Below are 25824 nucleotides of genomic sequence, written 5' to 3' on the forward strand. Positions count from 1 at the left end.
AAGAAAAATCCTAGGTAAAACCCTCACTCTTTTGCCACGGGTCACAGACTGACTTTAAGGTCTGGCTCGCATTCTGGTTAAAAACAAGAGAGAGAACGCAATGCCGATTTTTGCTCACCCCGAATTCGATCACCACGAACACGTCCAGTTCTGTCATGACAAGGCCACGGGCCTCAAGGCCATTATTGCGGTGCACAACACGCGCCTGGGGCCAGCCCTGGGCGGTTGCCGCATGTGGCCCTATGCCGACGAGCAGCAAGCCTTGAACGATGTGCTGCGCCTGTCCCGTGGCATGACGTACAAGTCGGCGCTGGCCGGGTTGCCATTGGGTGGCGGCAAGGCGGTGATCATTGGTGACCCGCGCAAAGACAAGAGCGAGGCGCTGTTTCAGGCAATGGGCGGTTTTGTCGAGAGCATGGGCGGACGCTACATCACGGCGGCGGACTCCGGCACCGGGGTTGCTGAAATGGCCCTCATGGGCCAGCGCACCCGCCACGTGGTGGGTGCTGGCACCCGCGAACAACTGGGCGGTGGCACGCGCAGTGGTGACCCGTCTCCGGCTACCGCCCTCGGGGTCTTTATTGGCCTGCGTGAGGCAGTGTTGCAGCGTTTGGGGCGCCACGACCTGACGGGCCTGCGGGTGGCCGTTCAAGGGCTGGGTCAGGTGGGATACAACCTGGCCCGGCACCTGAAGGAGGCGGGCGCCGAGCTGTGGGTTCACGATATCCAGGAGGCCAATGTGCGCCGTGCTGTCGACGAACTCGGTGCCCATGCGGTCAGTGCACTGGATATTTACGGGCTTGATGTCGACGTGTTCTCGCCCTGTGCCATGGGTGCCATCATCAACGATGAAACCTTGCAGGTACTGCGTGCACCGGTGATTGCCGGTGCGGCCAACAATCAATTGGCCAAGGCTTCCCATGCCGATGAACTGTGGCGTCGGGGTTGCTTGCACGCACCGGATTACGCAATCAATGCGGGCGGCATTATTGACGTGTCTTACGAGTACAACGGTGGCACGCCTGAGCAGGTTCGCCAGCACGTTGAAGGCATTGGCGAGACGTTGCGTCAGATCTTTCTAAGGGCTAAAGCGCAGGACATGAACACCACGCGCATTGCCGACAGCCTCGCCCAGGAGCGTCTGAACGCGTGATAGCCAGGGCGCTGGTGCCCGCAGCAGGCAATCAGCGCCTTTTCACTTCAGCGGGCAGTCAGTTGTTGCATGTCGATAGCCTTGTCCAGCAATTGCCGGGATGGCTCCATAAGCAGCAGCAGGCTCAGCAGCAGATCCCGTTGAGAGCCCTGCTGATGCTCGCTGGCGCTTTGCGCATTGGCAATTGCGCAGCGCAAGTAATCCGAGGCCAGCACCAGAGCTTCTTCCTGGCTCACGTCATCGCTGACCTGGAAAATTTTCTTACCCGTAGCGTGTTGAGAAACAGGAGGTTTCAAATAATAGTCGAGGGCACGCTGGGTCGCGATGCTGTCCTTGATGGATTCAAGCCCGGCATCGGACTCGGTTTCGAAAGGGATTTTTGTTATTGGAGTCATGATTTACCTGCGTCTCAGGAGTTGATCGAGTCAGCTAAAGCAGATTAGTACATTAAGTATTTTTGTCTTATAAGTAAATAATACAATTCGTGTATTGTTGCGTCGAATTCAATCCGTATTGTTCGGCAGATGGATAAATGGATCGCTTTAGTCAGAACCAAATTGCGCGAGCTGAAACTCACGCAAGAAAAACTAGCCGAACGCGTCGGGGCTTCCCAGGGCGGAGTCGGCCATTGGCTCAATAAACGCCGTCAACCCGACTTGCCGACGATGAACAACGTACTTCACGCCCTTGGGCTGGAGCACCTTGAGGTCGCCCTGGTGATTCGTGAGCGCAACGAGGCGGGCGACAAGCCCGGGGTTGACGAATACACCTACGAGATCACATCGGCATTCCGCTACCCGGTGCGCGACTGGGTAGCGGCGGGTCACGTCAGCGAAAAGCTGCTGCCCGGTTATGCACCGCCCGGTACGCTGTTTGAAGTGAGTGATCACTACGCCAAGGGCGCTGCGTTCTGGCTGCTGGTCACGGGAGACGCAATGACTGCCCCGGTGGGGGTCAGCATTGCGCAGGGGATGATGATTCTGGTTGATCCGGACATCGAGGCCACGCCAGGCAAAATGGTCATCGCTCTTACGCCGGAATCCGATGCCACGACTTTCCGGCAGTTGATCGAAGAAAGCGGGCAACGTTACCTCAAGCCACTCAATCCGACCTACCCGAAAACCCTGTTTGATGAAAACTGCCGGATTATCGGCGTGGTGGTACAGGCCACTGCCAAGTTTTAGAAGCGGTGTGTCCATACTGCAAGTGAAAAGGCGGATACCGGTCACGGTACCCGCCTTTTCTCATTCCAGCTCGACCAGTGCCGAGCCCTCACTGACCATTTCACCTTCCTGGAAAAACAGCGCCTTGATCACGCCTGCATGGGGGGCTCGCAGGCTGTGTTCCATTTTCATGGCTTCCAGTACCACCAACTGAGCACCGGCCTCGACGGTTTGCCCGACCTCGACCAGCACACGTACGATGCTGCCGTTCATCGGTGCAGTCAGGCCGCCCTGGGCCGTGTGACTGGCGTCCACGGCGCTGATCGGATCGTGCAGACGCACGCAGTGCAGTTCACCGTCCCAGCGCAGGTACAGCGCATCGCCCCGACGGATGGCCAGGTGCTGACGGCGTACACCGTCCTGCTCGATGAGCAAGTGTTCATCGCGCAAAGTGGTGGTGTTGCCACTGAGGTGGATAACCTGCTGTTCACCCTTGCAGGCCAGAACCAGCAAGGTGTTTGCCGGCAGGCCGCTACGAAAGCCATTGGCTGCCGACCAGGGCGATGCCGGGTCATCGTTGCGCACCCGTAGCGGTTGGCTTTGGCTGAATGCCTGGGCAGCGGCAGACCAGAATGCCGTAGGCAAAGGTTCGGCAGCAGGCAGTAATTCTTCTTCGTAGCGTGGGATAAATCCGGTATCGAGTTCGGCTGCGGCGAAGGCAGGGTGGCCGATAATGCGGCGCAAGAAATTCAGGTTGGTTTTCAGCCCGCCAATAGCGAATTCATCGAGCATGGCCATCAGGCGCAAACGTGCCTGTTCGCGGTCTTCACCCCAAGCAATCAGCTTGCCCAGCATCGGGTCGTAGAACGGTGAAACTTCGTCGCCCTCGCTGACACCGCTGTCCACGCGACGGCCCGGGCCAGCGGCCGACTCGCGATACACCTCAAGACGGCCGGTTTGCGGAAGGAAATCATGGCCCGGGTCTTCTGCATACAGTCGCACTTCTATGGCATGGCCGTTCAACGGGACCTGAGCCTGGCTGATGGGCAGGGTTTCACCTCGTGCCACGCGGATTTGCCAGGCCACCAGGTCGAGGCCGGTGATGGCTTCAGTGACCGGGTGCTCAACCTGCAGGCGCGTATTCATCTCCATAAAGAAGAATTCGCCTCGCGCATCCAGCAGGAACTCTACAGTGCCCGCGCCCACATAACCGATGGCCTGGGCCGCACGCACGGCGGACTCGCCCATTGCCTGACGCTGTTCGACACTCAGGCCCGGTGCTGGCGCTTCCTCTACGACTTTCTGGTGGCGGCGCTGAATCGAGCAGTCGCGCTCATTGAGGTACAGGCAGTTGCCGTGCTGGTCGGCAAAAATCTGGATTTCCACGTGTCGTGGCTTGAGTACGTACTTTTCCACCAGCATGCGCGCATCGCCAAAGGACGACAGGGCTTCGCGCTGTGCCGAGGCCAGCGCCTCTGCCAGCTGGGCGACGTCCTCGACCACCTTCATGCCCTTGCCGCCACCTCCTGCCGTGGCTTTGAGCAGCACCGGATAGCCGATGCGTTCTGCGGCGAGGCGAAAGGTTTCCAGATCCTGGGCTTCGCCGTGGTAACCCGGCACCAGCGGTACGCCCGCCACTTCCATCAAGGTCTTGGCGGCGGACTTGCTGCCCATGGCATCAATGGCACTGGCGGGCGGGCCGAGAAATATCAGCCCGGCAGCTTCAATGGCACGGGCAAAGCCTGCGTTCTCCGACAAAAAGCCATAACCGGGATGAATGGCCTGGGCCCCACTGGCCTTGGCGGCTGCAATGATCTTGTCGATTTTCAGGTAGCTGTCGGCCGCTTTGCTGCCCCCCAGGTCTACGCAGATATCGGCTTCGCGGCAATGCCGCGCATCGCGATCGGTCGCGCTGTGGACGGCTACTGTGGTGAGGCCCAGGGCCCTGGCTGTGCGCATTACCCGGCAGGCGATTTCGCCACGGTTGGCAACCAGTACGGATGTCAGAATAGGGGCGCTCATGAACGCGGCTCCAGGGTCGATGGATCGGCTTGCCAGCTGGGGGCACGTTTTTGCAGAAAGGCGCGCAAGCCCTCCTGGCCTTCGGGGCTGACGCGGATGCGAGCTATGGCGTTTTCGCAGTAACGGCGAATAGCCAGGGTCGGTGCTCCGTGGCTGACTTCCCGCAACAGGTCCTTGCATGAGCGCATGGCCTGGGGGCTGTTGAGCAGCAGGTTGTCAATCCAGAGGTCGATGTGCTGTTCAAGCTCGGCGAGCGGGTAGCACTCCGATAGCAAGCCCAGTTCCCGGGCACGTTCGCCGCTGAAGCGTTCAGCCGTCAAGGCGTAGCGCCGGGCAGCGCGCTCACCGATGGCCTGCACCACGAAGGGGCTGATCACCGCAGGTGCCAGGCCGATACGCACTTCCGACAGACAGAACTGCGCGTCTTCGGCGCCGATAGCCATGTCGCAGGCACTGATCAGGCCCAGCGCACCACCATAGGCCGCGCCCTGGACCACGGCCAGGGTGGGCATTTTCAGCTTGGCCAGGTTGTACATCAGCTCGGCCAGGTGGCGGGCGTCGTCAAGGTTGGTGTGGTAGTCCAGTTCGGCCGATTGCTGCATCCAGGCCAGATCGGCACCGGCGCTGAAATGCTTGCCGCGCCCGCGCAGCACCAGAAAACGCAGGGCAGGGTCGGCTTGTACGGCCTCCAGCGCCAGAATCAGCTCACGAATCATCTCGGCATTGAATGCATTGTTCTTCTGCTCGCGGCTCAACCACAGGGTGGCAAAGCCCCGGGGATCGGTGTGCAGTTCGAGGGTGTTGAAATCCATCATGTTTGTCAGTCCTGAAAGGCTGTGGGGTTACATCCGGAACACACCGAAACGGGTGGCTTCGACAGGGGCGTTCAAGGCCGCCGACAGGCCAAGGGCCAAAACCTCTCGGGTTTGCGCCGGATCGATCACGCCGTCATCCCACAAGCGCGCGCTGGAGTAGTAGGGGTGGCCTTGATGCTCGTACTGGTCGAGGATCGGCTGCTTGATCTCGGCCTCTTCCCGGGCTGTAAACCCGACGCCATTGCGCTCGGCCTGTTCGCGCTTGACCTGCACCAGCACACCCGCGGCTTGCTCCGCACCCATCACGCCGATTCGGGCATTTGGCCACATCCACAAGAAGCGTGGATCGTAGGCGCGGCCGCACATTCCGTAGTTGCCGGCGCCAAAGCTGCCGCCAATGATCACGGTGAATTTGGGCACCCTGGCGCACGCAACGGCGGTGACCAATTTGGCACCGTGTTTGGCAATCCCACCGGCTTCGTATTTCTGCCCGACCATAAAGCCGGTGATATTTTGCAAAAAAACCAGGGGGATGCCGCGCTGACAGGCCAGCTCGATAAAGTGCGCGCCCTTTTGCGCGGCCTCGGCAAACAGGATCCCGTTGTTGGCCAGAATCGCCACCGGGTAACCCTGCAAATGGGCAAAGCCGCACACCAGCGTGGTACCGAACAGGGCCTTGAACTCATCGAATACCGAGCCATCCACCAGCCGCGCAATCACTTCGCGTACATCAAAAGGCTGCTTGGCATCAGCCGGGACTATGCCGTACAGCTCATCACGGTCGTACAGCGGTACCTGTGGTGTGCGCTGCTGCAACTGGCCCAGCTTGCGCCAGTTGAGGTTGGCAACGCTGCGCCGGGCCAGCGCCAGGGCGTGTTCGTCGCTGTCGGCATAGTGGTCGGCCACCCCGGAAATCTTGCAGTGCACATCGGCCCCGCCGAGGTCTTCGGCGCTGACCACTTCGCCCGTGGCGGCCTTTACCAGCGGCGGGCCAGCGAGAAAAATCGTTGCCTGTTGACGCACCATAATGGCTTCGTCGGCCATGGCGGGTACATAGGCACCGCCTGCGGTACAGGAGCCCATGACCACGGCAATTTGCGGGATGCCCGCTGCGCTCATGTTGGCCTGGTTGAAGAAGATCCGTCCAAAGTGCTCGCGGTCCGGGAACACCTCGTCCTGGCGCGGCAAGTTGGCACCCCCCGAGTCCACCAGATAAATGCACGGCAAGCGGTTCTGCTCGGCGATGGTTTGCGCCCGCAGGTGTTTTTTGACCGTTAGGGGGTAGTACGAACCGCCTTTGACCGTCGCGTCGTTGGCGACAATCATGCACTCCACGCCCTCGACCCGACCAATGCCGGCAATGATCCCGGCTGCCGGAACGTCTTCGCCGTACACGTTGTAAGCCGCTAACTGACTCAATTCAAGGAAGGGCGAACCGCTGTCCAAAAGGCGGTCAATCCGTTCGCGAGGCAGCAACTTGCCCCGCGAGGTATGCCGCTCCTGCGCCTTGGCGCCACCGCCTTGTTGCACCTGCGCTAGCAGGGCATGCAAGGCGTCGACCTGTTTGAGCATGGCGTCGCGGTTAAGCCCGAACTCGGCCGAGCGCGGGTTGATTGTCGTCTGCAAGATGGACATGCCTGCGCTCCTTAGCGGGTTTCGTTGAAGAGTTCGCGACCAATCAGCATGCGTCGGATTTCGCTGGTGCCAGCGCCGATTTCATACAGCTTGGCGTCGCGCAGGAGGCGCCCAGCGGGGAATTCATTGATGTAGCCGTTGCCGCCGAGAATCTGAATGGCATCGAGGGCCATTTGCGTGGCGCGTTCGGCGCTGTACAAAATCACGCCGGCGGCATCCTTGCGCGTTGTTTCGCCACGTTCGCACGCGGCAGCCACGGCATACAGATAGGCACGGCTGGCATTGAGCTGGGTGTACATGTCAGCCACCTTGCCCTGGATCAACTGAAATTCGCCGATGCTCTGGCCGAATTGCTTGCGGTCGTGAATGTACGGCACGATCAGGTCCATGCACGCCTGCATGATCCCGGTGGGGCCGCCCGAGAGCACCACACGCTCGTAGTCCAGGCCGCTCATCAGGACCTTTACGCCGGCGTTGAGGGTGCCCAGCAGGTTCTCTTCAGGCACTTCGACGTCGTCGAAAAACAGCTCGCTGGTGTTGGAACCGCGCATGCCAAGCTTGTCGAAATGGCTACTGCGGCTGAAGCCTTTCCAGTCACGCTCAACGATAAATGCGCTGATTCCGTGCGGGCCTTTCTCCAGGTCGGTCTTGGCATAGATCACATAGGTGCTGGCGTCCGGGCCATTGGTGATCCAGGTTTTGCTGCCGTTGAGAACAAAGTGGTCGCCGCGTCTGTCGGCGCGCAGTTTCATCGAAACCACATCGGAACCGGCGTTCGGTTCGCTCATGGCCAGGGCACCGACGTGTTCGCCGCTGATCAGCTTGGGCAGGTATTTGAGTTTCTGTTCGTGGGTGCCGTTGCGGTTGATCTGGTTGACGCACAGATTGGAGTGGGCGCCGTAGGACAGGGCCACCGATGCCGAGCCGCGGCTGATTTCTTCCATGGCCACCACATGGGCCAGATAGCTCAGGCCGGTGCCGCCGTACTCTTCTGAGACGGTGATGCCGAGCAACCCCATGTCACCGAACTTGCGCCACATGTCGGCCGGGAACAGGTTGTCCTTGTCGATTTGCGCCGCCCGTGGCGCCAGTTCGGCAGCGACGAATGCCTGGACCTGATCGCGCAGCATATCGATGGTTTCGCCCAGGGCGAAGTTCAGGGTGGGGTAGCTCATGGGGCACCTATATTCATTGTTCTTGTGGAGGCGGTTACTGCGTCGCCATTGATAACCTTTACGTTAACGTAAACTTGGCGCCTTTAACTGTCAACGACCTTTACGTTAACGTCAACTTAGGCCAGAGTATTTGTTGTTCTTCAAATGAGCCGGTGCAGTACGCGCCTTGCTCATGCTCCCAAAACAATCACAAGAGGAGTTGCCATGTAGTTGCAATCCGTCCCCAGTTACAGCCAGGGTGCGCTGGACAAGCCGCTGCTGGCGATGACGATAGGCCAGGCTTTTGATCAGACTGCTGCGCGTTACCCGCAGGGGGAGGCGTTGGTGGTACGCCATCAGCAGCGACGTTATACATGGGCACAATTGGCCGAGGAGGTCGACCTGCATGCCAGGGCACTGCTGGCTTTGGGTTTGCAGGCAGGGGACCGGCTGGGGGTGTGGGCGCCTAATGGCGCCGAGTGGTTTATCAGCCAGTTTGCCAGCGCCAAGATTGGCGTGATTCTGGTCAATATCAACCCGGCATACCGGCTCTCGGAACTCGAATACGTACTCAAGCAATCGGCGTGTCAATGGTTGGTGTGTGCGGGCGCGTTCAAGACGTCCAACTATCACGCCATGCTCCAGGAGTTGATCCCTGAGCTGGCGGAGCAATCGGTCGGGGCGCTGGATTGTGTGCGCTTTGCCGATTTGCGTGGGGTCATCAGCCTCGCGGCTGAGCCGCCGGCAGGTTTTTTGCCGTGGTCGCACCTTGCCATGTTGGCTGACGAGGTCGAACCGGAGCAGTTACGCTGCCGCGAAGCCAGCCTGCACGTCGACCAGCCGGTCAATATCCAGTACACCTCGGGCACTACGGGCTTCCCCAAGGGTGCGACCCTCAGCCATCAGAACATTCTCAATAATGGCTATATGGTAGGCGAAAGCCTGGGGCTGACGGCCAGCGACCGTCTGGTAATCCCCGTGCCGCTTTATCACTGCTTTGGCATGGTGATGGGCAATCTGGGTTGCGTGACCCATGGCACTACCATGATCTACCCTGCGGAGGCCTTTGACCCGGGCCTTACGCTGCAAGCGGTTGCGCAAGAGCGCGCCACCGGGCTGTACGGTGTGCCGACCATGTTTATCGCCATGCTCGACCACCCGCAGCGTGCCTCGTTTGATCTGTCGAGCCTGCGCACGGGGATTATGGCCGGGGCCACATGCCCGATCGAGATCATGCGCCGCGTCATCAGTGAAATGCATATGGGCGAAGTACAAATCGCCTATGGCATGACCGAAACCAGCCCGGTATCGATACAGACGGGGCCTGCGGATGAACTGGAATTGCGGGTTACCACGGTGGGGCGTACCCAGCCACAACTTGAGAGCAAGTTGATCGATGCTGCGGGCAACACCGTTGCCCGGGGTGAGATTGGCGAGTTGTGTACCCGTGGCTACAGCGTGATGCTCGGTTACTGGAACAACCCGCAGGCCACCGCTGATGCCATCGACGGCGACGGCTGGATGCATACCGGTGACCTGGCGCAGATGGATGAGCAGGGCTATGTACGCATTGTGGGGCGCAACAAGGACATGATTATTCGCGGTGGAGAAAATATTTACCCGCGGGAGCTGGAGGAGTTCTTTTTTACCCACCCGGCAGTGGCTGACGTGCAGGTTGTGGGTATCCCTGACGCCAAATATGGCGAAGAGATCGTTGCCTGGATCAAGTTTCATCCCGGTCATACGGCCAATGAGCTTGAGCTGCAAACCTGGTGCAAGTCGCGGATTGCGCACTTTAAAGCGCCGCGTTTTTTCAAGTTTGTCGATGCATTCCCGATGACCGTGACCGGCAAGATCCAGAAATTCAAAATGCGCGAGATCAGTATTCAGGAGTGCCAACAGAAATGACCAAGCCCGTGGGAACGGGCTTGCTCGCGATGGCATCACCGCGATTTGCCAGACAGACCGCGGCGCCTGAATCGCGAGCAGGCTCGCTCCCACGGGGGTATGCAGTTAAGCAAATTATCAAACCACAGACAGCACAAAGGGGAGCCGAGGCTCCCCTTTAATATGTCGTTGCGTGCTCTTTTTTTATTATTGAAGGGCGGTCTATTGTTGTTTTTGGAACTCGCCCTTTTGCTGCGTTTTTGTGCGACCCCCATCCGGGGTCAAGAGCAAACGTATTTTTTTGAGCGCTGATCCACTTTTATCACCGGCTATCAAACCCGTGATCCAACCTGTGCGGGTGCTACCTGAAGGTAGTTTTATTCTTCTCTGCCCGGTTGCGAGGTGGTTTTTAGGCGCCTCGGAAAAGTAAACCTTCTCCAAAAAAATCTGTTAGCTGCGTCTCTGCCGTGTTGTTTTTGTTATGTCAGAGTCGTTTCGTATTGTTTTTATTATGTTGCTGCGGTTTTTATTCTTGTTATGCCATAGAGATAGCAGGAGCCGTGCCAACTTTTAAAAACCCTTATAAATCAACTACTTGAAAAATAAGACAATAAAAAACCGGCCTTGGGCATGGCCGGTTTGTTTCCGTGTTACTCGTTTGTGTGGCGGCGAGGTAACACCCCGGAACACTTTTTAGCCCTGGCGGGCCTTTGCCACCCGTGATCCGGTAACACGACCCAGCACCTTGCAGATGTGCGCGCCGGCCAGTAACAGCTTGTCCATGTCGACCCCGGTATCGATGCCCATGCCGTTGAGCATGTACAGCACGTCTTCCGTGGCCACGTTACCGCTGGCACCCTTGGCATAGGGGCAACCGCCGAGGCCGGCGATGGAGCTGTCGAATACCGCGATGCCTTCCTGCAGGCTGGCGTAGATATTTACCAGCGCCTGACCGTAGGTATCGTGGAAATGCCCGGCGAGTTTTTCCCGCGGGACGCAAGCCGCTACCGTCTCAAACAGGGTGCGTGTGGCTGTCGGTGTACCGGTGCCGATGGTGTCGCCCAGTGACACCTCGTAACAGCCCATGGCGTACAGCTCCTGCGCTACCTGTGCCACCTGCTGCGCACTGACCTGGCCTTCATAAGGGCAGCCCAGCACACAGGACACATAGCCGCGTACGCTGATGCCGTGCTGCCTGGCCGCTTCAATAATGGGCACAAAGCGCGCCAGGCTTTCGCTGATCGAGCAATTGATATTGCGTTGCGAGAACGCTTCGGATGCGGCGGCAAATACCGCGACTTCCTTTACCCCGGCGGCCACGGCATCTTCAAAACCACGCAGGTTCGGTGCCAGCGCACCGTAGACCACGCCCGGCTTGCGGCGGATTTGTGCGAAGACTTCAGCCGAACCGGCCATTTGCGGCACCCACTTGGGGGAGACAAAGCTGCCGGCTTCGATATAGCCCAATCCGGCGTCGGTCAGGGCGTCAACCAGTTGCACCTTGTCCGCGACACTGATGGGTTGGGCCTCGTTTTGCAGACCGTCGCGCGGGCCTACTTCGATCAGCCGCACATGGGTTGGAAGTGTCATGGGGATCACCGTGTCCGTTGAAATGGGGTCTTGCCCAACCCTCACCCCAGCCCTCTCCCGGAGGGAGAGGGGGCAGATGGGGGTGTGCTGGAGTTCGCAGGCGGTCAGTCAGAGCGAGGGACTGTTAGTCGTCTGTTTTTTTATGGTCTGTTCCAGCGCCTGGAGACACCGCTCTTCAGCGGTATCGAGCTCCAGCTGCATCTGCTGGATATCCAGCAACTGCTGCTCAAGCTGCTCGCGGCGTTCGGCGATTTTGGCCAGCATGCTGTTGAGCTGTTTCTGGTTGCCGCTGGTGGGGTCATAAAGCTCGATCAGTTCGCGGCATTCGGCCAGCGAAAAGCCGATGCGCTTGCCGCGCAGAATCAGTTTCAGGCTGACTTTGTCCCGCGCCGAATACACCCGCTCCTGACCGCGTCGTTCAGGGGCGAGCAGGCCTTGCTCTTCATAAAAGCGAATGGCACGGGTGGTGATGTCAAGTTCACGGGCAAGGTCGGAAATACTGTACGTCTGGCTGCTCATGGGCGGGCTCTGGAGAAATCGTGTTGCTAAACTAAAGGTTGGTTGACGTATACGTCAAGCAGGCTTTCGGCTTCGAATTTCTGTTGTTGCTGGCACAGCTCGATCAGTTGCTCGCGCATCCAGCGATTGGCCGGGTCTTGCTCGGTACTTTCGTGCCAGTACAAATGGGTTTCCACATTGGGCAGTTCATTGACGGGCAAGGCTACAAAGTGCAGGCCATGGCGGCGGGCAAAACGCTCGGGCACGGTCATTGCCATGTCGGTTTGCTGCAGCACATTGGAGGCCATCAGGTAATGCTGCGAGCGCAGGGTGATCTTGCGCTGCAGGCCCATCTTGCCCAGGGCCAGGTCCACTTCGCCCAGACCATTGCGCCGGGTCGAGATATGAATGTGGGTCAGCGCCAGGTATTCATCCAGGCTAAGGCCTGCCTTGGCGGCCAATGGATGGCCCTGGCGCATGGCGCAAACGTAGCGGTCCTCCATCAATTTGACGTGGCGCACCTGCGGGTCGCTGTTAAGTGGCGCATCCACCGCAAAATCCAGACGCCCGGCAGCCAGATCACTGGTGGTCTCACGCCGATGAGAGAGAAAACTCTCGACCACCACCGAAGGCGCCTGACGCCGTAGCCGCTGGAATAGCGGCGGCAAAATCACCGCTTCTGACAGGTCTGTCATGCTGATGCGGTAGGTCTTGTTGGCTTGCAGGGGGTTGAAGGTGCGGCTTTCCTGCACCGAAACACGCAACAGCGCCAGGGCACTGCGCACCGGGCTGATGATGTTCTGTGCCATGGGGGTGGGCACCATGCCCTGGGCGGTGCGCACGAACAGCGGGTCATTGAAGCTCTCGCGCAATCGCGCCAGGGCATTGGACACGGCTGGCTGGGTGATGCCGATAATCTGCCCGGCGCGGGTCAGGTTGGCTTCGGTATAGATGGCGTCGAAGACGATAAACAGATTGAGATCGACCTTGTTCAGGTTCATGACGCGCTGGCTCTTGTTATTGGAAAGGAAAACGCGCCCCGATCATATATTGCTTATGAATGGTAATACACGTCGTTAATAGATGGCGCAAATAAAGGGTGGCTAATCTAGCATCGGGTATCACTTTTCAGCAGCCCGGTAGAAGGTAGTCACTTATGGATTTCGCTTACTCTCCGAAAGTTCAGGCACTGCGTGAGCGTGTGACAGCGTTTATGGACGCCCATGTTTACCCGGCGGAGGCGATTTTTGATCAGCAGGTGGCTGAAGGTGATCGCTGGCAGCCCACAGCGATCATGGAAGAGTTGAAACTCAAGGCCAGGGCTGAAGGGCTGTGGAATCTGTTTTTGCCAGAGTCCGAACTGGGCGCCGGGCTGACCAACCTTGAATACGCACCGCTGGCAGAAATCATGGGGCGCTCGATGCTGGGTTCCGAGCCCTTCAACTGCTCGGCACCGGATACCGGCAATATGGAAGTACTGGTGCGCTACGCCAGCGAGGCACAAAAAAAGCAGTGGTTGGAGCCGCTGTTGCGGGGTGACATTCGCTCGGCGTTTGCCATGACCGAACCGGACGTCGCCTCGTCGGATGCTACTAATATGACTGCATGCGCCGTGCGTGACGGTGACGAGTGGCTGATCAATGGCCGCAAATGGTGGACGTCGGGAGCTTGTGACCCTCGCTGCAAGATCATGATTTTCATGGGCTTGAGCAACCCTGAAAATCCGCGGCATCAGCAGCACTCAATGATCCTGGTGCCGGTAGACACCCCAGGGGTGAAAATCGTACGGCCACTGCCGGTATTCGGCTACGACGATGCTCCTCATGGTCATGCCGAAGTGCTGTTCGACAACGTACGAGTGCCGTATGAAAACGTTTTGTTGGGTGAAGGCCGGGGCTTTGAAATTGCCCAGGGGCGTCTTGGGCCGGGCCGGATTCACCACTGCATGCGCTCGATTGGCATGGCCGAGCGGGCACTGGCTTTAATGTGCAAGCGTTCGCTGGCACGTACCGCGTTCGGCAAGCCGCTGGCACGTCTGGGGGCCAATATCGACAAGATCGCCGACTCGCGCATGGAGATCGACATGGCGCGCCTGTTGACCCTCAAGGCTGCGTATATGATGGACACGGTAGGCAACAAGGTGGCCAGAAGTGAAATCGCCCAGATCAAGGTTGTCGCGCCCAACGTTGCCTTGAAGGTGATTGACCGGGCCATTCAGATGCATGGCGGGGCAGGGGTTTCGGCGGATTTTCCGCTGGCTTATATGTACGCCATGCAGCGCACGCTGCGCCTGGCGGATGGCCCGGACGAAGTACACCGGGCGGCAGTGGGCAAGTTTGAGCTGGATAAATATGCACTCTAGGGAGAGGGGGCATTTGACCTTGCACACTCAATAAACCCACACCTCAACCCGACGATTCTTCTGGCGCCCTTCATCTTCGATATTGGCTGCCACCGGCATTTGTGCGCCATAGCCCCGAATTTCCCTGGGCACCACGCCGCTTTTCACCAGCTCGCGGCGTACGGCCATCGCCCGCAACGTTGACAGCAATTGTGCACGCTGCGGATCATCCTTGGCATCGCCGAAACCCACCAGTGTGATCTGTTTGTCGAGTTTGCCATGGGCGCTCAGGTAGTCGGCCACACGCAGCAAGTCCTGACGCGCCTTGTTATCCAGTGAGGCACTGCCTTCTTCAAAACGGAAGTTGACTGACAGGCGCTGTGCCTCCCGCGTCAGCGCCTGATACGCCTGGGGCATGTGCGCGCCCGGTAGCACGCTGCCAGCTTGTACGCTTTGGGCGACAAAGCCGTTTTGCCCGACAATGGCCTGACCTTGCGGGCTTTGGGTGAAGGCAACCAGTGCTTTTGCCCAGGGATTTATCGTCGAGGGAGGCAGGTAAAAGAACAGACGCCGCGACAAGGGGTAGTCTTCGCTGGCAATCAGGCTGGTGAGCGGCAGCATGGGCTGCGATGCGCCATCAACGATAGCCAGGGCCTTGGCCTCACGGATATACGGCAGGCCGATAAAGCCGATGGCTTGTGGGTCACGGCTGACGGTATCGGATAGCTCTTCGCTGGATTCGAAACGCTGTGCCGTACTGCTCAAGGACTGCCCGTTGCGGTTCAAGACCAGCTCTTTAAAGGTCTCCCAGGTGCCGGACTGGCCATCGCGGGCATATAAATGAATGGCACCACCGACCCCGCCCAGCTGTTCCCAGCGGCTGATCTGGCCACTGAAAACCTGTGCCAGTTGCTCGGTATCAAGCTGATTGAGCGGGTTGCGCGGGTGGAGAATGATCGCCAGGCCATCGATGGCAATCACTTGTTCGGCGCTCGGGCTTTTCAGGTCTCCCAGGCGCTCAAGGTCTACCAGTTCGCGGTCCTTGATGGGGCGCGAGGACGCCACCAGATCCGCATGCCCGGCGGCCAGGGCAGTAAAGCCGGTACCCGAGCCATGGGCGGCGACATCCACCCGGATCTGCCGGCCCTGCGCCGTGGTGCCGACAATAGTGTGCTCGTTGGGCGGGATGACCGGGACACTGTGGATGTCATGCAGGCCTTGCTCGGCGAGCATGGCGCTGACCAGTGCAGGGCCAAGGTTGGCGCCGATGGTGTTGGAGCCCTGGATGCGCAGGTCGGCAGCGCAGACCAGGCCGGTCAGCGCGCATAACAGGGTCAAGGACATAAAACGCAGCATCGGCAGGCACCTTCCTGGAGCCATAGAAAGGCCTGCAATTTAAGTCAGAAAGGTTTCAAGCCGATGACAGGCCCCTCTGTAGCAGCAGCCTCGTTCCTTCGGCAGCTGCTACGGGATTGTTCTTAGCTCAATTCCAGCCAGATCGGCGCATGATCCGATGGTTTTTCCATGCCACGCAGGTCGTAGTCCACACCCGCTGCCTTGATTCGTGGCACCAGCCCCTGGGAAGCAAGGATCACGTCAATGCGCAGGCCACGCTTGGGCTCATCCTCAAAACCACGGCTGCGGTAATCGAACCAGCTGAAACGGTCGGCCACGTCCGGGTGCAGGTAGCGAAAGCTGTCCACCAGGCCCCAGCCCTTGAGACGTTCCAGCCACTCGCGTTCTTCCGGCAAAAAGCTGCACTTGCCGGTTTTCAGCCAGCGCTTGGCGTTGTCCGGGCCGATACCGATATCGCAGTCCTGCGGCGAGATATTGATATCGCCCATTACCACCAGTGGTTGTTCATTGCTGAACTGGCTTTCAAGCAGCTGCTGCAGGTCGCTGTAGAAACGCTGCTTGGCCGGGAATTTGGTGGGGTGATCGCGGTTTTCGCCCTGTGGGAAGTAACCATTCATGATGGTCACCGGCTGGCCGTTTTCGTCAGCGAAAGTGCCCCAGATAAAACGCCGCTGGGCGTCATCTTCATCACCGGCAAAACCCTTGTGCAGCTCCAGAGGTGCCTGGCGCGAGAGCAGGGCGACCCCGTAATGGCCTTTTTGACCATGGAAGTGCACGTGATACCCCAGCGCTTCGATGTCGGCGATGGGGAACTGATCGTCATGGACCTTGGTTTCCTGCAGGCCGATCACGTCAGGCTGGTGTTTCTCGATCAGCGCTGCCAGCTGATGTGGCCGAGCGCGCAGGCCGTTGATGTTGAATGAAACGATTTTCATGGGCGGGCAGTCCTGAACAAAACTGCGATGCTAGCGGACTGACGCTCTGGCTGCCAGCGTGCAGTGGGGCAAATGCACTGCTAACGTAGGATGCACTTGGCCATGATGGAACTGTTGTGGCCCTCGGGGGTTCGTACGCATTAGAAGCGCCGCTATCCAGGCCGCGCCGGGGAGTTGATCGCATGACGCAAACGCCGAACGCCACCAGTCAGATCCAGTTGCTTGACAGTGGCTATTCAAGAGAAGCGCGCTCCTTGCTGTATCAGGCCTATCGCCATGAGCCGACATTCCGTTTTCTGTTCAACGCCGAGCGCAGCGGTTACGAACAACGGGTTCGCGCGACAGTGCGGGAGCTGGTCAGGCAACATTTTTTTCAGGACTTGCCGGCGCTGGGGTTGCTGGTCAATGACCGTCTGGTGGGCATTGCCCTGATTGCCCCGCCGCAGCGGCGCCTGGGGATTACCGAAAGCTGGGCCTGGCAGTTGCGCATGGTGCTCAGTGCCGGGCTGAACTGCACGCGGCGGTATCTGGACTATCACCAGGCAGTGCAGGCCTGCGTGCCGGGAGATGCCGTGCATATGCTGCCGTTGCTGGGTATTCATCCCGAATTCCAGGGTTTGCATTACGGTGAGCAGTTGCTTGAAGCAGTGCATAACTGGTGCGCCGAGGACGAGCACTCCGAAGGTGTGGTGCTCGACACCGGAAACCCGCATTACCTTGAATTCTACAAGCGCCAGGGCTATGTGGAGATCGGGGAAGTTGCGGTGGGGCCGGTGATAGAACATGTGTTCTTCCATGCCAATCCGCAGGTGTCACATACCGCAACGGTTTGAACACGAACTTTTTGCCCGTTGACGCGCTCTATGAGCACCCCAGCCCGTGATAGCATCCGCGCCTATGACGTTCCCAGGAAGATTTACCAGTGGTGTTGTCCTGCTGCTCAGCAGTTTTGCGGCGTGTGCCCAAAGCGAGTTGGTGGTCAAGGTCAAACCGGCAAACGACGCCCTCAAGGCCAACGTGGAAGGCTATATTGGCAGCCTCGGCGATCGTGACGAGAAAGCGCTTTTGCGTTTTCAACGTGGCGCGCAGGAGCAGGCCCTGAAAGCCTCCCAGGCCTTGGGTTACTACCAGCCCTCCATCGACGCCGAGGTCAAGCCCGGCGATCCGCCGCGTCTGGTGTTGAGCATCGATCCCGGCGAGCCGGTGCATCTGCGCAACGTCAACGTGCGCGTCGAAGGCCCGGCCGCTTCGCTGAAGGCCTTTCAGATACCGGCCAGCGATGATCTCAAACCCGGCGCGGTGCTCAATCAGGGCAACTACGAAGACGCCAAACGCCTGATCCAGAACCGTGCCCTGCGTTACGGTTTTTTCAATGGTAAATTCACTCAGCATGAACTGCTGGTCGACCCCAAGGGCGGTTTTGCCGATATCAATCTGGTCTACGAAAGCGGCCCGCGTTTTTTTCTCGGTAAAGTCAGTTTTGCCGGCGATGCACCCTTTGACCAGACCTTGCTGCAACGCATGGTGCCGTTTACCCCGGATACCCCGTACGACTCGGAACTGGTTGCCGAACTTAACCAGAACCTGCAAAGCAGTGGCTACTTTGAAGTGGTGCGCGTCGATGCCGCACCCAGTACTGCGGTGGGGCAGGTGATCCCGGTCGACGTCGACCTGGAAACCCGCAAGCCGCGCACCATGACCCTGGGCCTGGGTTACTCGACCGATACCGGAGCCCGTGGCAAGGCCAGCTGGATGCGCCACTGGGGCAACCCGCGCGGTGACAGCTACGGCTTTGAATCCGAAATATCCCAGCCCAAGCAAAACGTCGGTGCCTGGTATGACATCCCGCTGGATCCACCGCTGACCGATAAACTGCGTCTTGCTGCGGGTTATCAAAACGAAGAAATCGCCAACACCGACACCTTGAGCAAGCTGCTCACGGTCGGCCCGGAGTGGCACAGCAAACTGGATAACGGCTGGACGCGCGTCATCTCGCTCAAATGGCAGCATGAAGAGTACCGCCTGGGCGATGACTCGGGCCTGAGTACCTTGCTGATGCCGGGCGTCAGCTATTCGGTATTGCGCAGCGACAACCGCATCGACCCCAGTCACGGCTACAGTGTGACCACGGATATGCAGGTGGCCAAGCAAGGGTTGATGTCCGATACCAACCTGCTGCATGGCGATGTGCAGTTCAAGGCGTTGACCACCCTGTGGGAAAAACACCGCTTTTTGGGCCGGATCCAGTTTGGTGGCAGTGCCACCAACGGCTACAAATCGATTCCACCGTCCCTGCGCTTCTTCGCCGGTGGCGACCAGAGCGTGCGCGGTTATGATTACCAGAGTCTGTCGCCGAAAAACTCCGAAGGTGATCGTATTGGCGGGCGCTACATGCTCGCGGGTAGCCTGGAATATCAATATCAGTTCGCCGAAAAGTGGCGCTGGGCGACCTTTGTCGACCAGGGCAATGCGTTCAACACACTGGACTTTCCGAGCCTGAAAACCGGGGTCGGCGTTGGTATTCGCTGGATCTCGCCGGTAGGCCCCATACGTCTGGATCTGGCCCATGCGCTGGATGACGATGGCGGTGTCCGTTTGCACTTTTCGATGGGGCCAGAACTGTGATTCGTGGTTTGAAAATAGCCGGGCTGGTGCTGGTGGCGTTGGTGCTGCTGGCCGTTGTCAGTGTGGGCGTGATTCTGGGTACGCAAGCAGGCAGCCGCTGGGTGCTGGGGCAGGTACCGGGTTTGCAGGTGGAGAATTTTGCCGGGCGCCTGGGCGGCCAGTGGGGTGCCGATCATCTCTTGTGGGAGCAAGGCACCAGCCGGGTGGAGGTAAGCCGGCCGATCTTTGCCTGGTCGCCGGGCTGTCTGACCCGCATGACGCTATGTATCGATCAATTGCAGGCTGACGCCATCAGCCTGCAATTTCCGCCCAGTGAAGACAGCAGCAGCGGGCCGATCAGCCTGCCGGAGCTGAAATTGCCGCTGGCGATTGAAGTGGGTGTGGTCAAGGTCGGCAATGTACTGTTCAACGGCATCGAGCAGCTCAAGGGCATGCAGATGTCGGCGCAGTGGACGGCCAAGGGCTTGCAGCTCGACTCGGTGCAGGTCGAGCGCGAAGACCTCAACGTTGAACTGTCCGGCCTGCTGCAACCCAATGGCGACTGGCCGTTGACCTTGCAAGGTAACGTCAGCCTGCCAGCTCCGGATGGCAAACCCCTGGCGATCGCGCTCAAGGTTGATGGCAATCTGCGTACTAGCTTGAACCTCAAGGCCGACACCACCGGTTATATCAATGCGCACCTGACGGGCGAGCTGCAGCCTTTGGCCGACAACTTGCCGGCGCAATTGAAAATCACCGCCGAACCGTTCAAGGCCAGCCCCGATCTGCCGGACACCCTGGTGCTCAATCAGTTGTTGCTGACGGCCAAGGGCGACCTCAAGGACGGCTATGAATTGAATGGCAGCGCCCTGTTGCCTGCCGAAAAACAGCCAGTGAACCTGCAGCTCAAAGGCCGCGTGGATGCCAAGGGTGCGCAGATCGCTGCGCTGGACCTGACCGCCAACCCGCAGCAGCGCCTGAAACTGTCGGGGCAAGTGGACTGGCATGAAGGCTTGAGCGCCGAGGCCAAAATCGACTGGCTGGAGTTTCCCTGGCACAACCTGTATCCGCTGATCGACAAGCCTGATGTGGATTTGCGCACGTTTGTGGGTGAAGTGTCCTATCGCGACGGTAATTATCTGGGCAACTTCAAGGCGGACCTTGATGGCCCGGCGGGCAAGTTCAGCCTCAGCAGCCCGTTCAGTGGCGATCTGGGCAAGGTCTTCCTGCCGCAGCTCAAACTGGTGGCCGGGCAGGGCAAAGCCGAGGGCCACGTCAATGTGCAGTTTGCCGATGGCGTGGTGTGGGACACGGCGCTGGACCTGAGTGCGCTCAACCCTGCGTATTGGGTGGCCGAGTTGCCGGGTACGCTGGCAGGCCCGTTGCGCAGCAAGGGTTCATTTAAAAACGAGCGTCTGGAGCTGGATGCCAATCTCGACCTCAAGGGCCGTTTGCGCGGCCTGCCTGCGGTGCTGCAAGCCAAGGCCCAGGGCGCCGGTGAGGCCTGGACCGTCAGTGCGCTGGATATTCGCCTGGGCGATAATCGCATCAATGGTAGCGCCAGTTTGCAGGAGCAAATCAAGGCCCAGCTTGATCTCAATATGCCGCGTCTGGGCCAGCTGTGGCCCGAACTGCGCGGTCAGCTCAAGGGCCGTGTCGATGTAGGCGGAACCCTCAAGGCACCGCAAGGCAAAGTGGCGCTCAATGGGCAGCAACTTGCGTTTGCCGACAATCATCTGCAAAGCTTGACCCTGGATGCCAGCCTCGATCGCAACCAGCGTGGCCGCATCGACCTCAAGGGCAGCGGCATCCGCGCCGGTGACACCCAACTGGGCGTGCTCACCGCCAACGGCAGTGGCGATATCAAGCGTCAGCAGCTCAAGCTGGATTTGCAAGGACCGTTGGTGCAACTGGGCCTGGCCGTGGATGGCGGCCTGGACAAAGGCAACTGGCGCGGGCGACTGGCCAGTGGCGACGTCAAGGCCGGCGGCCAGGCCTGGGTGCTGCAAAACCCGGCACGGCTGGAGCGCCTGGCCGATGGCCGGCTCAATCTGGGCGCGCAGTGCTGGCTCTCCGGCCCGGCGAGCTTGTGCAGCGAAGAGCAGCGCCTGGTGCCGGACCCGAAACTGCGTCTGCACCTCAAGCAGTTCCCCCTCGACAGCCTGGCTGAGTGGTTGCCCAAGGACTTCCAGTGGCAGGGCCAGCTCAATGCCGACTTGATGCTGGACTTGCCTGCCAGCGGGCCTAAAGGCCAGGTGGTGGTGGATGCCAGTGGTGGCACGTTGCGCTTCAAAGACAAGGGCCAGTGGCTGGACTTCCCATACCAGGCGTTCAAGCTGACCAGCAACCTGACCCCTAACCGGGTTGAATCGCGGCTTGATTTCGATGGTGGCAAGCTGGGGCAGTTGATGCTGGCAGCGCGGATCAATCCGCTGCCCAAAAGCAAACCTGTTACCGGTGAATTCCGTCTCACCGGGCTGGATGTGTCGATGATTCGTCCGTTTGCGCCGATGGTGGAAAAACTCACCGGCCAGCTCAACGGCTCTGGCACGATATCGGGTGCTTTGCTGTCGCCCCATGTCAACGGCAATGTGGCCCTGACCGGCGGTGAAATCTCGGGGCCGGAGCTGCCGACCAACTTCGAGAATGTGCAGCTTTCGCTGGCCATCAACGGCGAAACGGCGCAGATCAATGGCGGCTGGACCAGCGGCGAAAAGGGCCAGGGCAGCGTCAGCGGCAATGTGGCCTGGGGTCAGGCAGTGGCGGTCAATGTGCTGGTCAAGGGCAACAACCTGCCGGTGACGGTCGAGCCTTATGCCAAGCTGGAAGTCGCCCCGGACCTGAAAATCTCCCTCAACCCCGACAACACCCTGTTGATCGCCGGTAGGGTGAACGTGCCCAAGGGTGAAATCGTGGTACGGGAATTGCCACCCTCGACGGTCAAGGTGTCAGATGACACGGTGATTGTGGGCCAGCAGACGACGGGTGAAGCCGCGCCGATGCAGGTCGACATGGATATCACCGTGGTGGTGGGGCAGGAGTTGCTGACATTCTCCGGCTTTGGCCTGAACGCCGATCTGGCGGGGCAGGTGCATATTGGCAACGACATGGACACCCGTGGCGAGCTGCGCCTCAATAACGGTCGCTACCGTGCCTATGGCCAGAAGCTGACCATACGCCGTGCGCGTTTGCTGTTCGCCGGGCCGATTGACCAGCCTTATCTGGATATCGAAGCGGTCCGCCAGACCGACGACGTGATTGCCGGGATTCGCCTGACAGGCAGTGCGGAACAGCCCACTACGCAAATCTTCTCGGAACCGGCCATGAGCCAGGAACAGGCGTTGTCTTACCTGATCCTTGGGCGTCCGCTGACGGGTACCGGGGAAGATGAAAACCTGCTGGCGCAGGCGGCGCTGGGCCTGGGCCTGATGGGCAGTTCGGGGATTACCACCAGCCTGGCCAACCACCTGGGGATCAAGGATTTTGAGCTTGATACCGAAGGCACCGGCAACAGCACTGCAGTGGTGGCCAGTGGCAAGATCAACGAGCGGCTGAGCGTACGCTATGGTGTGGGTGTGTTTGAACCTGCCAGTACCATTGCCCTGCGCTACAAACTGAGCAAGCGTGTGTATGTCGAAGTAGCCAGCGGTTTTGCCAGCTCGCTGGATATCTTCTACAAACGGGATTTCTGACGTGCTGTGATATGACCTGATGGTGTGGGAGCGAGCCTGCTCGCGAAACAGGCGACGCGGTTTGCCTGTATCGCGAGCAGGCTCGCTCCCACAGGATAGGGTAAAGGTAGTGCAGCCTCAGAGCGTGAGCTGCTTCATCGTTGCTTCGGCATAGCGCAACCCGGCCACGGCGCTGGCCGGGAATATGCTTTCCAGTGCGGCCAGCTCGCTGGCGCTCAGCTTGACCTCCAGCGCTCCCACATTCTCCTGCAGATACTTGCGTTGCTTGGTGCCCGGAATCGGGATCAGGTAATCGCCCTGTGCCAGTACCCAGGCCAACGCCAGTTGCCCGGCCGTCACGCCTTTTTCGGCAGCCAGGGTTTGCACTTGTTCGACCAACAGCAGGTTTTTGCCGAAGTTCTCACCTTGGAAACGGGGATTGAAACGGCGGAAATCGTCTGCGGCAAAATCGTCCACGGTTCTTAGCGCACCGGTCAAAAACCCCCGACCCAGCGGGCTGTAGGGCACAAAGGCAATGCCCAGGCGCTGACAGGCTTCAAGGCAACCGTTGCCTTCCTGGTCGCGGCTCCACAGCGAGTACTCACTTTGCAATGTGCTGATCGGATGCACTTTGTGCGCTCGCTCAAGGGTCGCCACCGAAGCCTCGCTCAGGCCCAGGTAACGCACCTTGCCTGCCTTGACCAGAGCTGACAGCGCGCCGACGGTTTCTTCAACCGGTACGTTCGGGTCCATGCGGTGCTGGTAGTACAGATCGAGCGTCTCAACCCCAAGGCGCTTGAGGCTGCCTTCGACGGCCTGGCGGATGTACTCGGGGCGACCATTTATGTCGCGAAAGGCCGGATTGGCCGGGTCGCGGACGATGCCGAATTTACTGGCCAGAAACACTTGCTCGCGTTTCCCGCGAATGGCCTGGCCAATCAGTTCTTCGTTGGTGTGTGGCCCATAAATGTCGGCGGTATCGAGCAGGTTGATGCCCAGTTCCAGAGCGTGGTGCAGGGTGGCCACGGCTTCGCGGGTGTCGCTACCGGTGGTGTAGAAGTCGGTCATGCCCATGCAGCCCAGGCCAATAGCGCTGACCTGAGGTCCGTCTTTACCCAGTTGGCGAGTGTGCATGCGAGGTGCTCCTGAATGAGTGGGGTAGGGCTATTCTTCACCTCGACAGTGGCAAGATAAACAGGGTAAATACACCATCACTGTTCGTAATTTCTAAACAATGGAGGGGTTATGGACCGTTTCAACGCGATGCGGGTCTTCACTCGCATCGTTGAACTGGGCGGCTTTACCAAGGCTGCCGACAGTCTGCAATTACCTCGTGCATCGGTGACGGTGTTGATCAAGCAACTGGAAGCGCATTTGGGCGTGCAGCTGCTGCATCGCACCACTCGCCAGGTCAGTCCGACCCTGGACGGCGCGGCGTACTACCAGCGCTGCGTCAACCTGCTGGATGATCTTGAAGATGCCGAAGGGCTGTTTCGCGGCAGCCAGCCCAAAGGCACGCTGCGGGTCGAGATGCCCGCTTCGGTGGGGCGTCTGGTGGTGTTGCCGGCCTTGCCGGAGTTCACGGACCGTTACCCGCAGATCGAACTGGAAATCGGCCTCAACGACCGCCCGGTGGACCTGATTCGGGAAGGTGTGGATTGTGTGATCCGCGGTGGACTGACCATGGACGACTCCCTGGTGGCGCGGCCCCTGGTGCAGATGGATCAGGTGACATGCGCCAGCCCCGCCTATTTGCAAGCTCGCGGTGTACCGCAATCGCTCGAAGACCTGAGCGGGCATCAGGTGGTGGAATATTTCTCCAGCGCCTCGGGCAAGCGTTACGGGCTGGAATTCCAGGTCGATGATGAAGTGCGCCTCGTCGACTTGCCCAAGCGGCTTGCGGTCAACAGTGCCGAGGGGTATCTGGCGGCGTGTGTGGCGGGGTACGGGCTGGTGCAAACCCCCCATTACCATGTTGCGCAGCTGGTGCGCGAAGGGCGCCTGCAAGAAGTGCTCAGAGACTGTTTGCCACCGCGGCTGGCGTTAACAGCCTTATATCCACACCATCGGCAATTGTCGCCGCGGGTACGTGTCTTTGTGGACTGGCTGGTGGACCTGTGTGCCCGGCCGGGGAGTGCCTTCAAACGTTAGTCCGGGCCTGCAGGGCAGGCCCGGGATGTTCGTTGGTGGCAGCCAAAAAGCTGGCTTGGCTGTAAGATGGGGCCCGATTTTTTCAATTTCTCCATGAAAACCGACCCGGTTGGCGGCTTTCGTATACGGACTTACTGTCAGGAACAGGTCATGACCCCTTCGCAGCGCTTGAAATACTCGATTTTAATATCACTGGTGGTTCTGGGCATCATGTTCGGCCTTTCTTACTTGCAAAACGCCGGCATGATCACCGAGAAGATGTTCCAGTACATCGCCATCGGTGTGGCCGTGGTCGTGGTTGTCATCAACGGCGTCATGCGCCGCAAGACCAAGATCTAAGCTTCGATCTTGCCGGTCAAAACGGCTTCAGCCTGTGGATGCAGGCTGTAGCTCTTGTCGCTGTTGAGTACCACCACCCCTTCGCTGCACAGGCGCTTGAGTACCTCGCGCACACTCAAGAATGACAGCGGGATATCCAGCGCCTGCAAGTGGCTGTGCATGCCGCGCACCCCCAGCCTGCGATCATTGCCTGCAGCCGTTAACAGCGCGTCAATGACCTTGAGCCGCACCAGGCTGGTACGCAGCCCGAAACACTTGAGCAGGTGGCGGATCCGTTCGTTGCCTTGCAAGGGCGCGAGCGCTTCCAGCAGCCCGGTATCGGGCTGAAAAGCGACTTCGCGATGCGGGTTTCTACCATCCGTTGGTATTTGCTGGTTATGCATGCAAAAAACTCCTTTTCAGAGCCTGATCAGGAAAAGAAAAAAATGCTCTTACTTAACTAGACGAATGAGCGACAGAAATCATGAACATTCAAATGTAGAAATTTTGTCGTGAATTCGTCTCAATCGC

The 25824-nt window shown here is 59.3% G+C and carries 21 protein-coding genes; 9 read left to right on the plus strand and 12 right to left on the minus strand.

The features are described from left to right. Window positions 1-100: 100 nt before the first annotated feature. Window positions 101-1153, plus strand: coding sequence for a Glu/Leu/Phe/Val dehydrogenase dimerization domain-containing protein (locus PPTH39_RS14225; protein WP_130872114.1), 1053 nt, complete (start codon window positions 101-103; stop codon window positions 1151-1153). 47 nt (window positions 1154-1200) lie between these two features. Here the strand turns inward: PPTH39_RS14225 and PPTH39_RS14230 are convergent, their stop codons facing one another. Next, window positions 1201-1548: a DUF6124 family protein gene (locus PPTH39_RS14230; RefSeq protein ID WP_095001682.1), complete on the minus strand. Its 348-nt coding sequence runs from the start codon at window positions 1546-1548 to the stop codon at window positions 1201-1203. 129 nt (window positions 1549-1677) lie between these two features. Here PPTH39_RS14230 and PPTH39_RS14235 point away from each other — a divergent pair, with 129 nt between their 5' ends. Next, complete coding sequence (locus tag PPTH39_RS14235; protein WP_095001681.1) at window positions 1678-2337, plus strand: LexA family protein; 660 nt, start codon at window positions 1678-1680, stop codon at window positions 2335-2337. A 60-nt stretch (window positions 2338-2397) separates the two neighbouring features. On the opposite strand, the gene PPTH39_RS14240 is transcribed toward PPTH39_RS14235, so the two are convergent. The 4 genes from PPTH39_RS14240 to PPTH39_RS14255 are packed head-to-tail and all read right to left on the minus strand — an operon-like array spanning window position 2398 to window position 7963. Then, the gene (locus PPTH39_RS14240) at window positions 2398-4338 is read right to left on the minus strand and encodes an acetyl/propionyl/methylcrotonyl-CoA carboxylase subunit alpha (protein WP_095001680.1); all 1941 of its coding nucleotides are present in this window, start codon (window positions 4336-4338) and stop codon (window positions 2398-2400) included. After that, window positions 4335-5153: a gamma-carboxygeranoyl-CoA hydratase gene (locus PPTH39_RS14245; protein WP_095038682.1), complete on the minus strand. Its 819-nt coding sequence runs from the start codon at window positions 5151-5153 to the stop codon at window positions 4335-4337. The genes PPTH39_RS14240 and PPTH39_RS14245 overlap by 4 nt, the downstream gene beginning before the upstream one ends. A 27-nt stretch (window positions 5154-5180) precedes the next feature. Then, window positions 5181-6788: a carboxyl transferase domain-containing protein gene (locus PPTH39_RS14250; RefSeq protein WP_095001678.1), complete on the minus strand. Its 1608-nt coding sequence runs from the start codon at window positions 6786-6788 to the stop codon at window positions 5181-5183. A gap of 11 nt (window positions 6789-6799) precedes the next feature. Continuing rightward, window positions 6800-7963 carry an isovaleryl-CoA dehydrogenase gene (locus PPTH39_RS14255; protein WP_095001677.1) on the minus strand — a complete coding sequence of 388 codons (1164 nt, stop codon included), beginning with the start codon at window positions 7961-7963 and terminating at the stop codon, window positions 6800-6802. Window positions 7964-8173: 210 nt separating this feature from the next. On the opposite strand from PPTH39_RS14255, the gene PPTH39_RS14260 reads away from it, so the two are divergent. Next, window positions 8174-9850 (plus strand): AMP-binding protein, encoded by a 1677-nt coding sequence (locus tag PPTH39_RS14260; protein WP_130872115.1) that lies wholly within the window; start codon window positions 8174-8176, stop codon window positions 9848-9850. Window positions 9851-10522: 672 nt separating this feature from the next. Here the strand turns inward: PPTH39_RS14260 and PPTH39_RS14265 are convergent. The 3 genes from PPTH39_RS14265 to PPTH39_RS14275 form a co-directional block, all read right to left on the minus strand. After that, window positions 10523-11419: a hydroxymethylglutaryl-CoA lyase gene (locus tag PPTH39_RS14265; protein WP_095019304.1), complete on the minus strand. Its 897-nt coding sequence runs from the start codon at window positions 11417-11419 to the stop codon at window positions 10523-10525. 108 nt (window positions 11420-11527) lie between these two features. After that, on the minus strand, window positions 11528-11938 hold the full coding sequence (locus PPTH39_RS14270; protein ID WP_095001674.1) for a MerR family transcriptional regulator: 411 nt from the start codon (window positions 11936-11938) through the stop codon (window positions 11528-11530). 26 nt (window positions 11939-11964) lie between these two features. Further along, the gene (locus PPTH39_RS14275) at window positions 11965-12918 is read right to left on the minus strand and encodes a LysR family transcriptional regulator (protein WP_130872116.1); all 954 of its coding nucleotides are present in this window, start codon (window positions 12916-12918) and stop codon (window positions 11965-11967) included. A gap of 155 nt (window positions 12919-13073) precedes the next feature. Between PPTH39_RS14275 and PPTH39_RS14280 the strand changes: the two genes are divergently transcribed. Next, entirely contained in the window at window positions 13074-14279 is a 1206-nt protein-coding gene (locus PPTH39_RS14280) for an acyl-CoA dehydrogenase (RefSeq protein ID WP_095019302.1), read from the plus strand. A 27-nt stretch (window positions 14280-14306) separates the two neighbouring features. On the opposite strand, the gene PPTH39_RS14285 is transcribed toward PPTH39_RS14280, so the two are convergent. Together PPTH39_RS14285 and xthA are read right to left on the minus strand one after the other, a co-directional pair. After that, the gene (locus PPTH39_RS14285; RefSeq protein ID WP_095038684.1) at window positions 14307-15614 is read right to left on the minus strand and encodes a substrate-binding domain-containing protein; all 1308 of its coding nucleotides are present in this window, start codon (window positions 15612-15614) and stop codon (window positions 14307-14309) included. Between the two features lie 122 nt (window positions 15615-15736). Further along, window positions 15737-16549 (minus strand): exodeoxyribonuclease III, encoded by an 813-nt coding sequence (xthA, locus tag PPTH39_RS14290; RefSeq protein WP_095001670.1) that lies wholly within the window; start codon window positions 16547-16549, stop codon window positions 15737-15739. Between the two features lie 182 nt (window positions 16550-16731). On the opposite strand from xthA, the gene PPTH39_RS14295 reads away from it, so the two are divergent. The 3 genes from PPTH39_RS14295 (at window position 16732) to PPTH39_RS14305 (ending at window position 22845) form a co-directional block, all read left to right on the plus strand. Beyond that, the gene (locus tag PPTH39_RS14295; protein ID WP_095001669.1) at window positions 16732-17382 is read left to right on the plus strand and encodes a GNAT family N-acetyltransferase; all 651 of its coding nucleotides are present in this window, start codon (window positions 16732-16734) and stop codon (window positions 17380-17382) included. A 64-nt stretch (window positions 17383-17446) separates the two neighbouring features. After that, complete coding sequence (locus PPTH39_RS14300; protein ID WP_095001668.1) at window positions 17447-19174, plus strand: autotransporter assembly complex protein TamA; 1728 nt, start codon at window positions 17447-17449, stop codon at window positions 19172-19174. Further along, window positions 19171-22845 (plus strand): translocation/assembly module TamB domain-containing protein, encoded by a 3675-nt coding sequence (locus PPTH39_RS14305; RefSeq protein WP_130872117.1) that lies wholly within the window; start codon window positions 19171-19173, stop codon window positions 22843-22845. Before PPTH39_RS14300 ends, PPTH39_RS14305 begins: the two co-directional genes overlap by 4 nt. A gap of 117 nt (window positions 22846-22962) precedes the next feature. Here the strand turns inward: PPTH39_RS14305 and PPTH39_RS14310 are convergent, their stop codons facing one another. Continuing rightward, the gene (locus tag PPTH39_RS14310) at window positions 22963-23958 is read right to left on the minus strand and encodes an aldo/keto reductase (protein ID WP_130872118.1); all 996 of its coding nucleotides are present in this window, start codon (window positions 23956-23958) and stop codon (window positions 22963-22965) included. A 111-nt stretch (window positions 23959-24069) separates the two neighbouring features. Here PPTH39_RS14310 and PPTH39_RS14315 point away from each other — a divergent pair, with 111 nt between their 5' ends. After that, a complete protein-coding gene (locus tag PPTH39_RS14315; RefSeq protein ID WP_095001665.1) occupies window positions 24070-24975 on the plus strand; it encodes a LysR family transcriptional regulator in 906 nt (301 codons plus the stop codon). Between the two features lie 150 nt (window positions 24976-25125). Beyond that, the gene (locus PPTH39_RS14320; protein ID WP_095020889.1) at window positions 25126-25314 is read left to right on the plus strand and encodes a hypothetical protein; all 189 of its coding nucleotides are present in this window, start codon (window positions 25126-25128) and stop codon (window positions 25312-25314) included. Here PPTH39_RS14320 and PPTH39_RS14325 read toward each other — a convergent pair. Then, entirely contained in the window at window positions 25311-25697 is a 387-nt protein-coding gene (locus PPTH39_RS14325; protein WP_095001663.1) for a fe2+ zn2+ uptake regulation protein, read from the minus strand. The genes PPTH39_RS14320 and PPTH39_RS14325 overlap by 4 nt on opposite strands. Window positions 25698-25824 lie beyond the last annotated feature (127 nt).

The organism is Pseudomonas bubulae (genome assembly GCF_900618535.1).
GTDB lineage: Bacteria > Pseudomonadota > Gammaproteobacteria > Pseudomonadales > Pseudomonadaceae > Aquipseudomonas > Aquipseudomonas bubulae.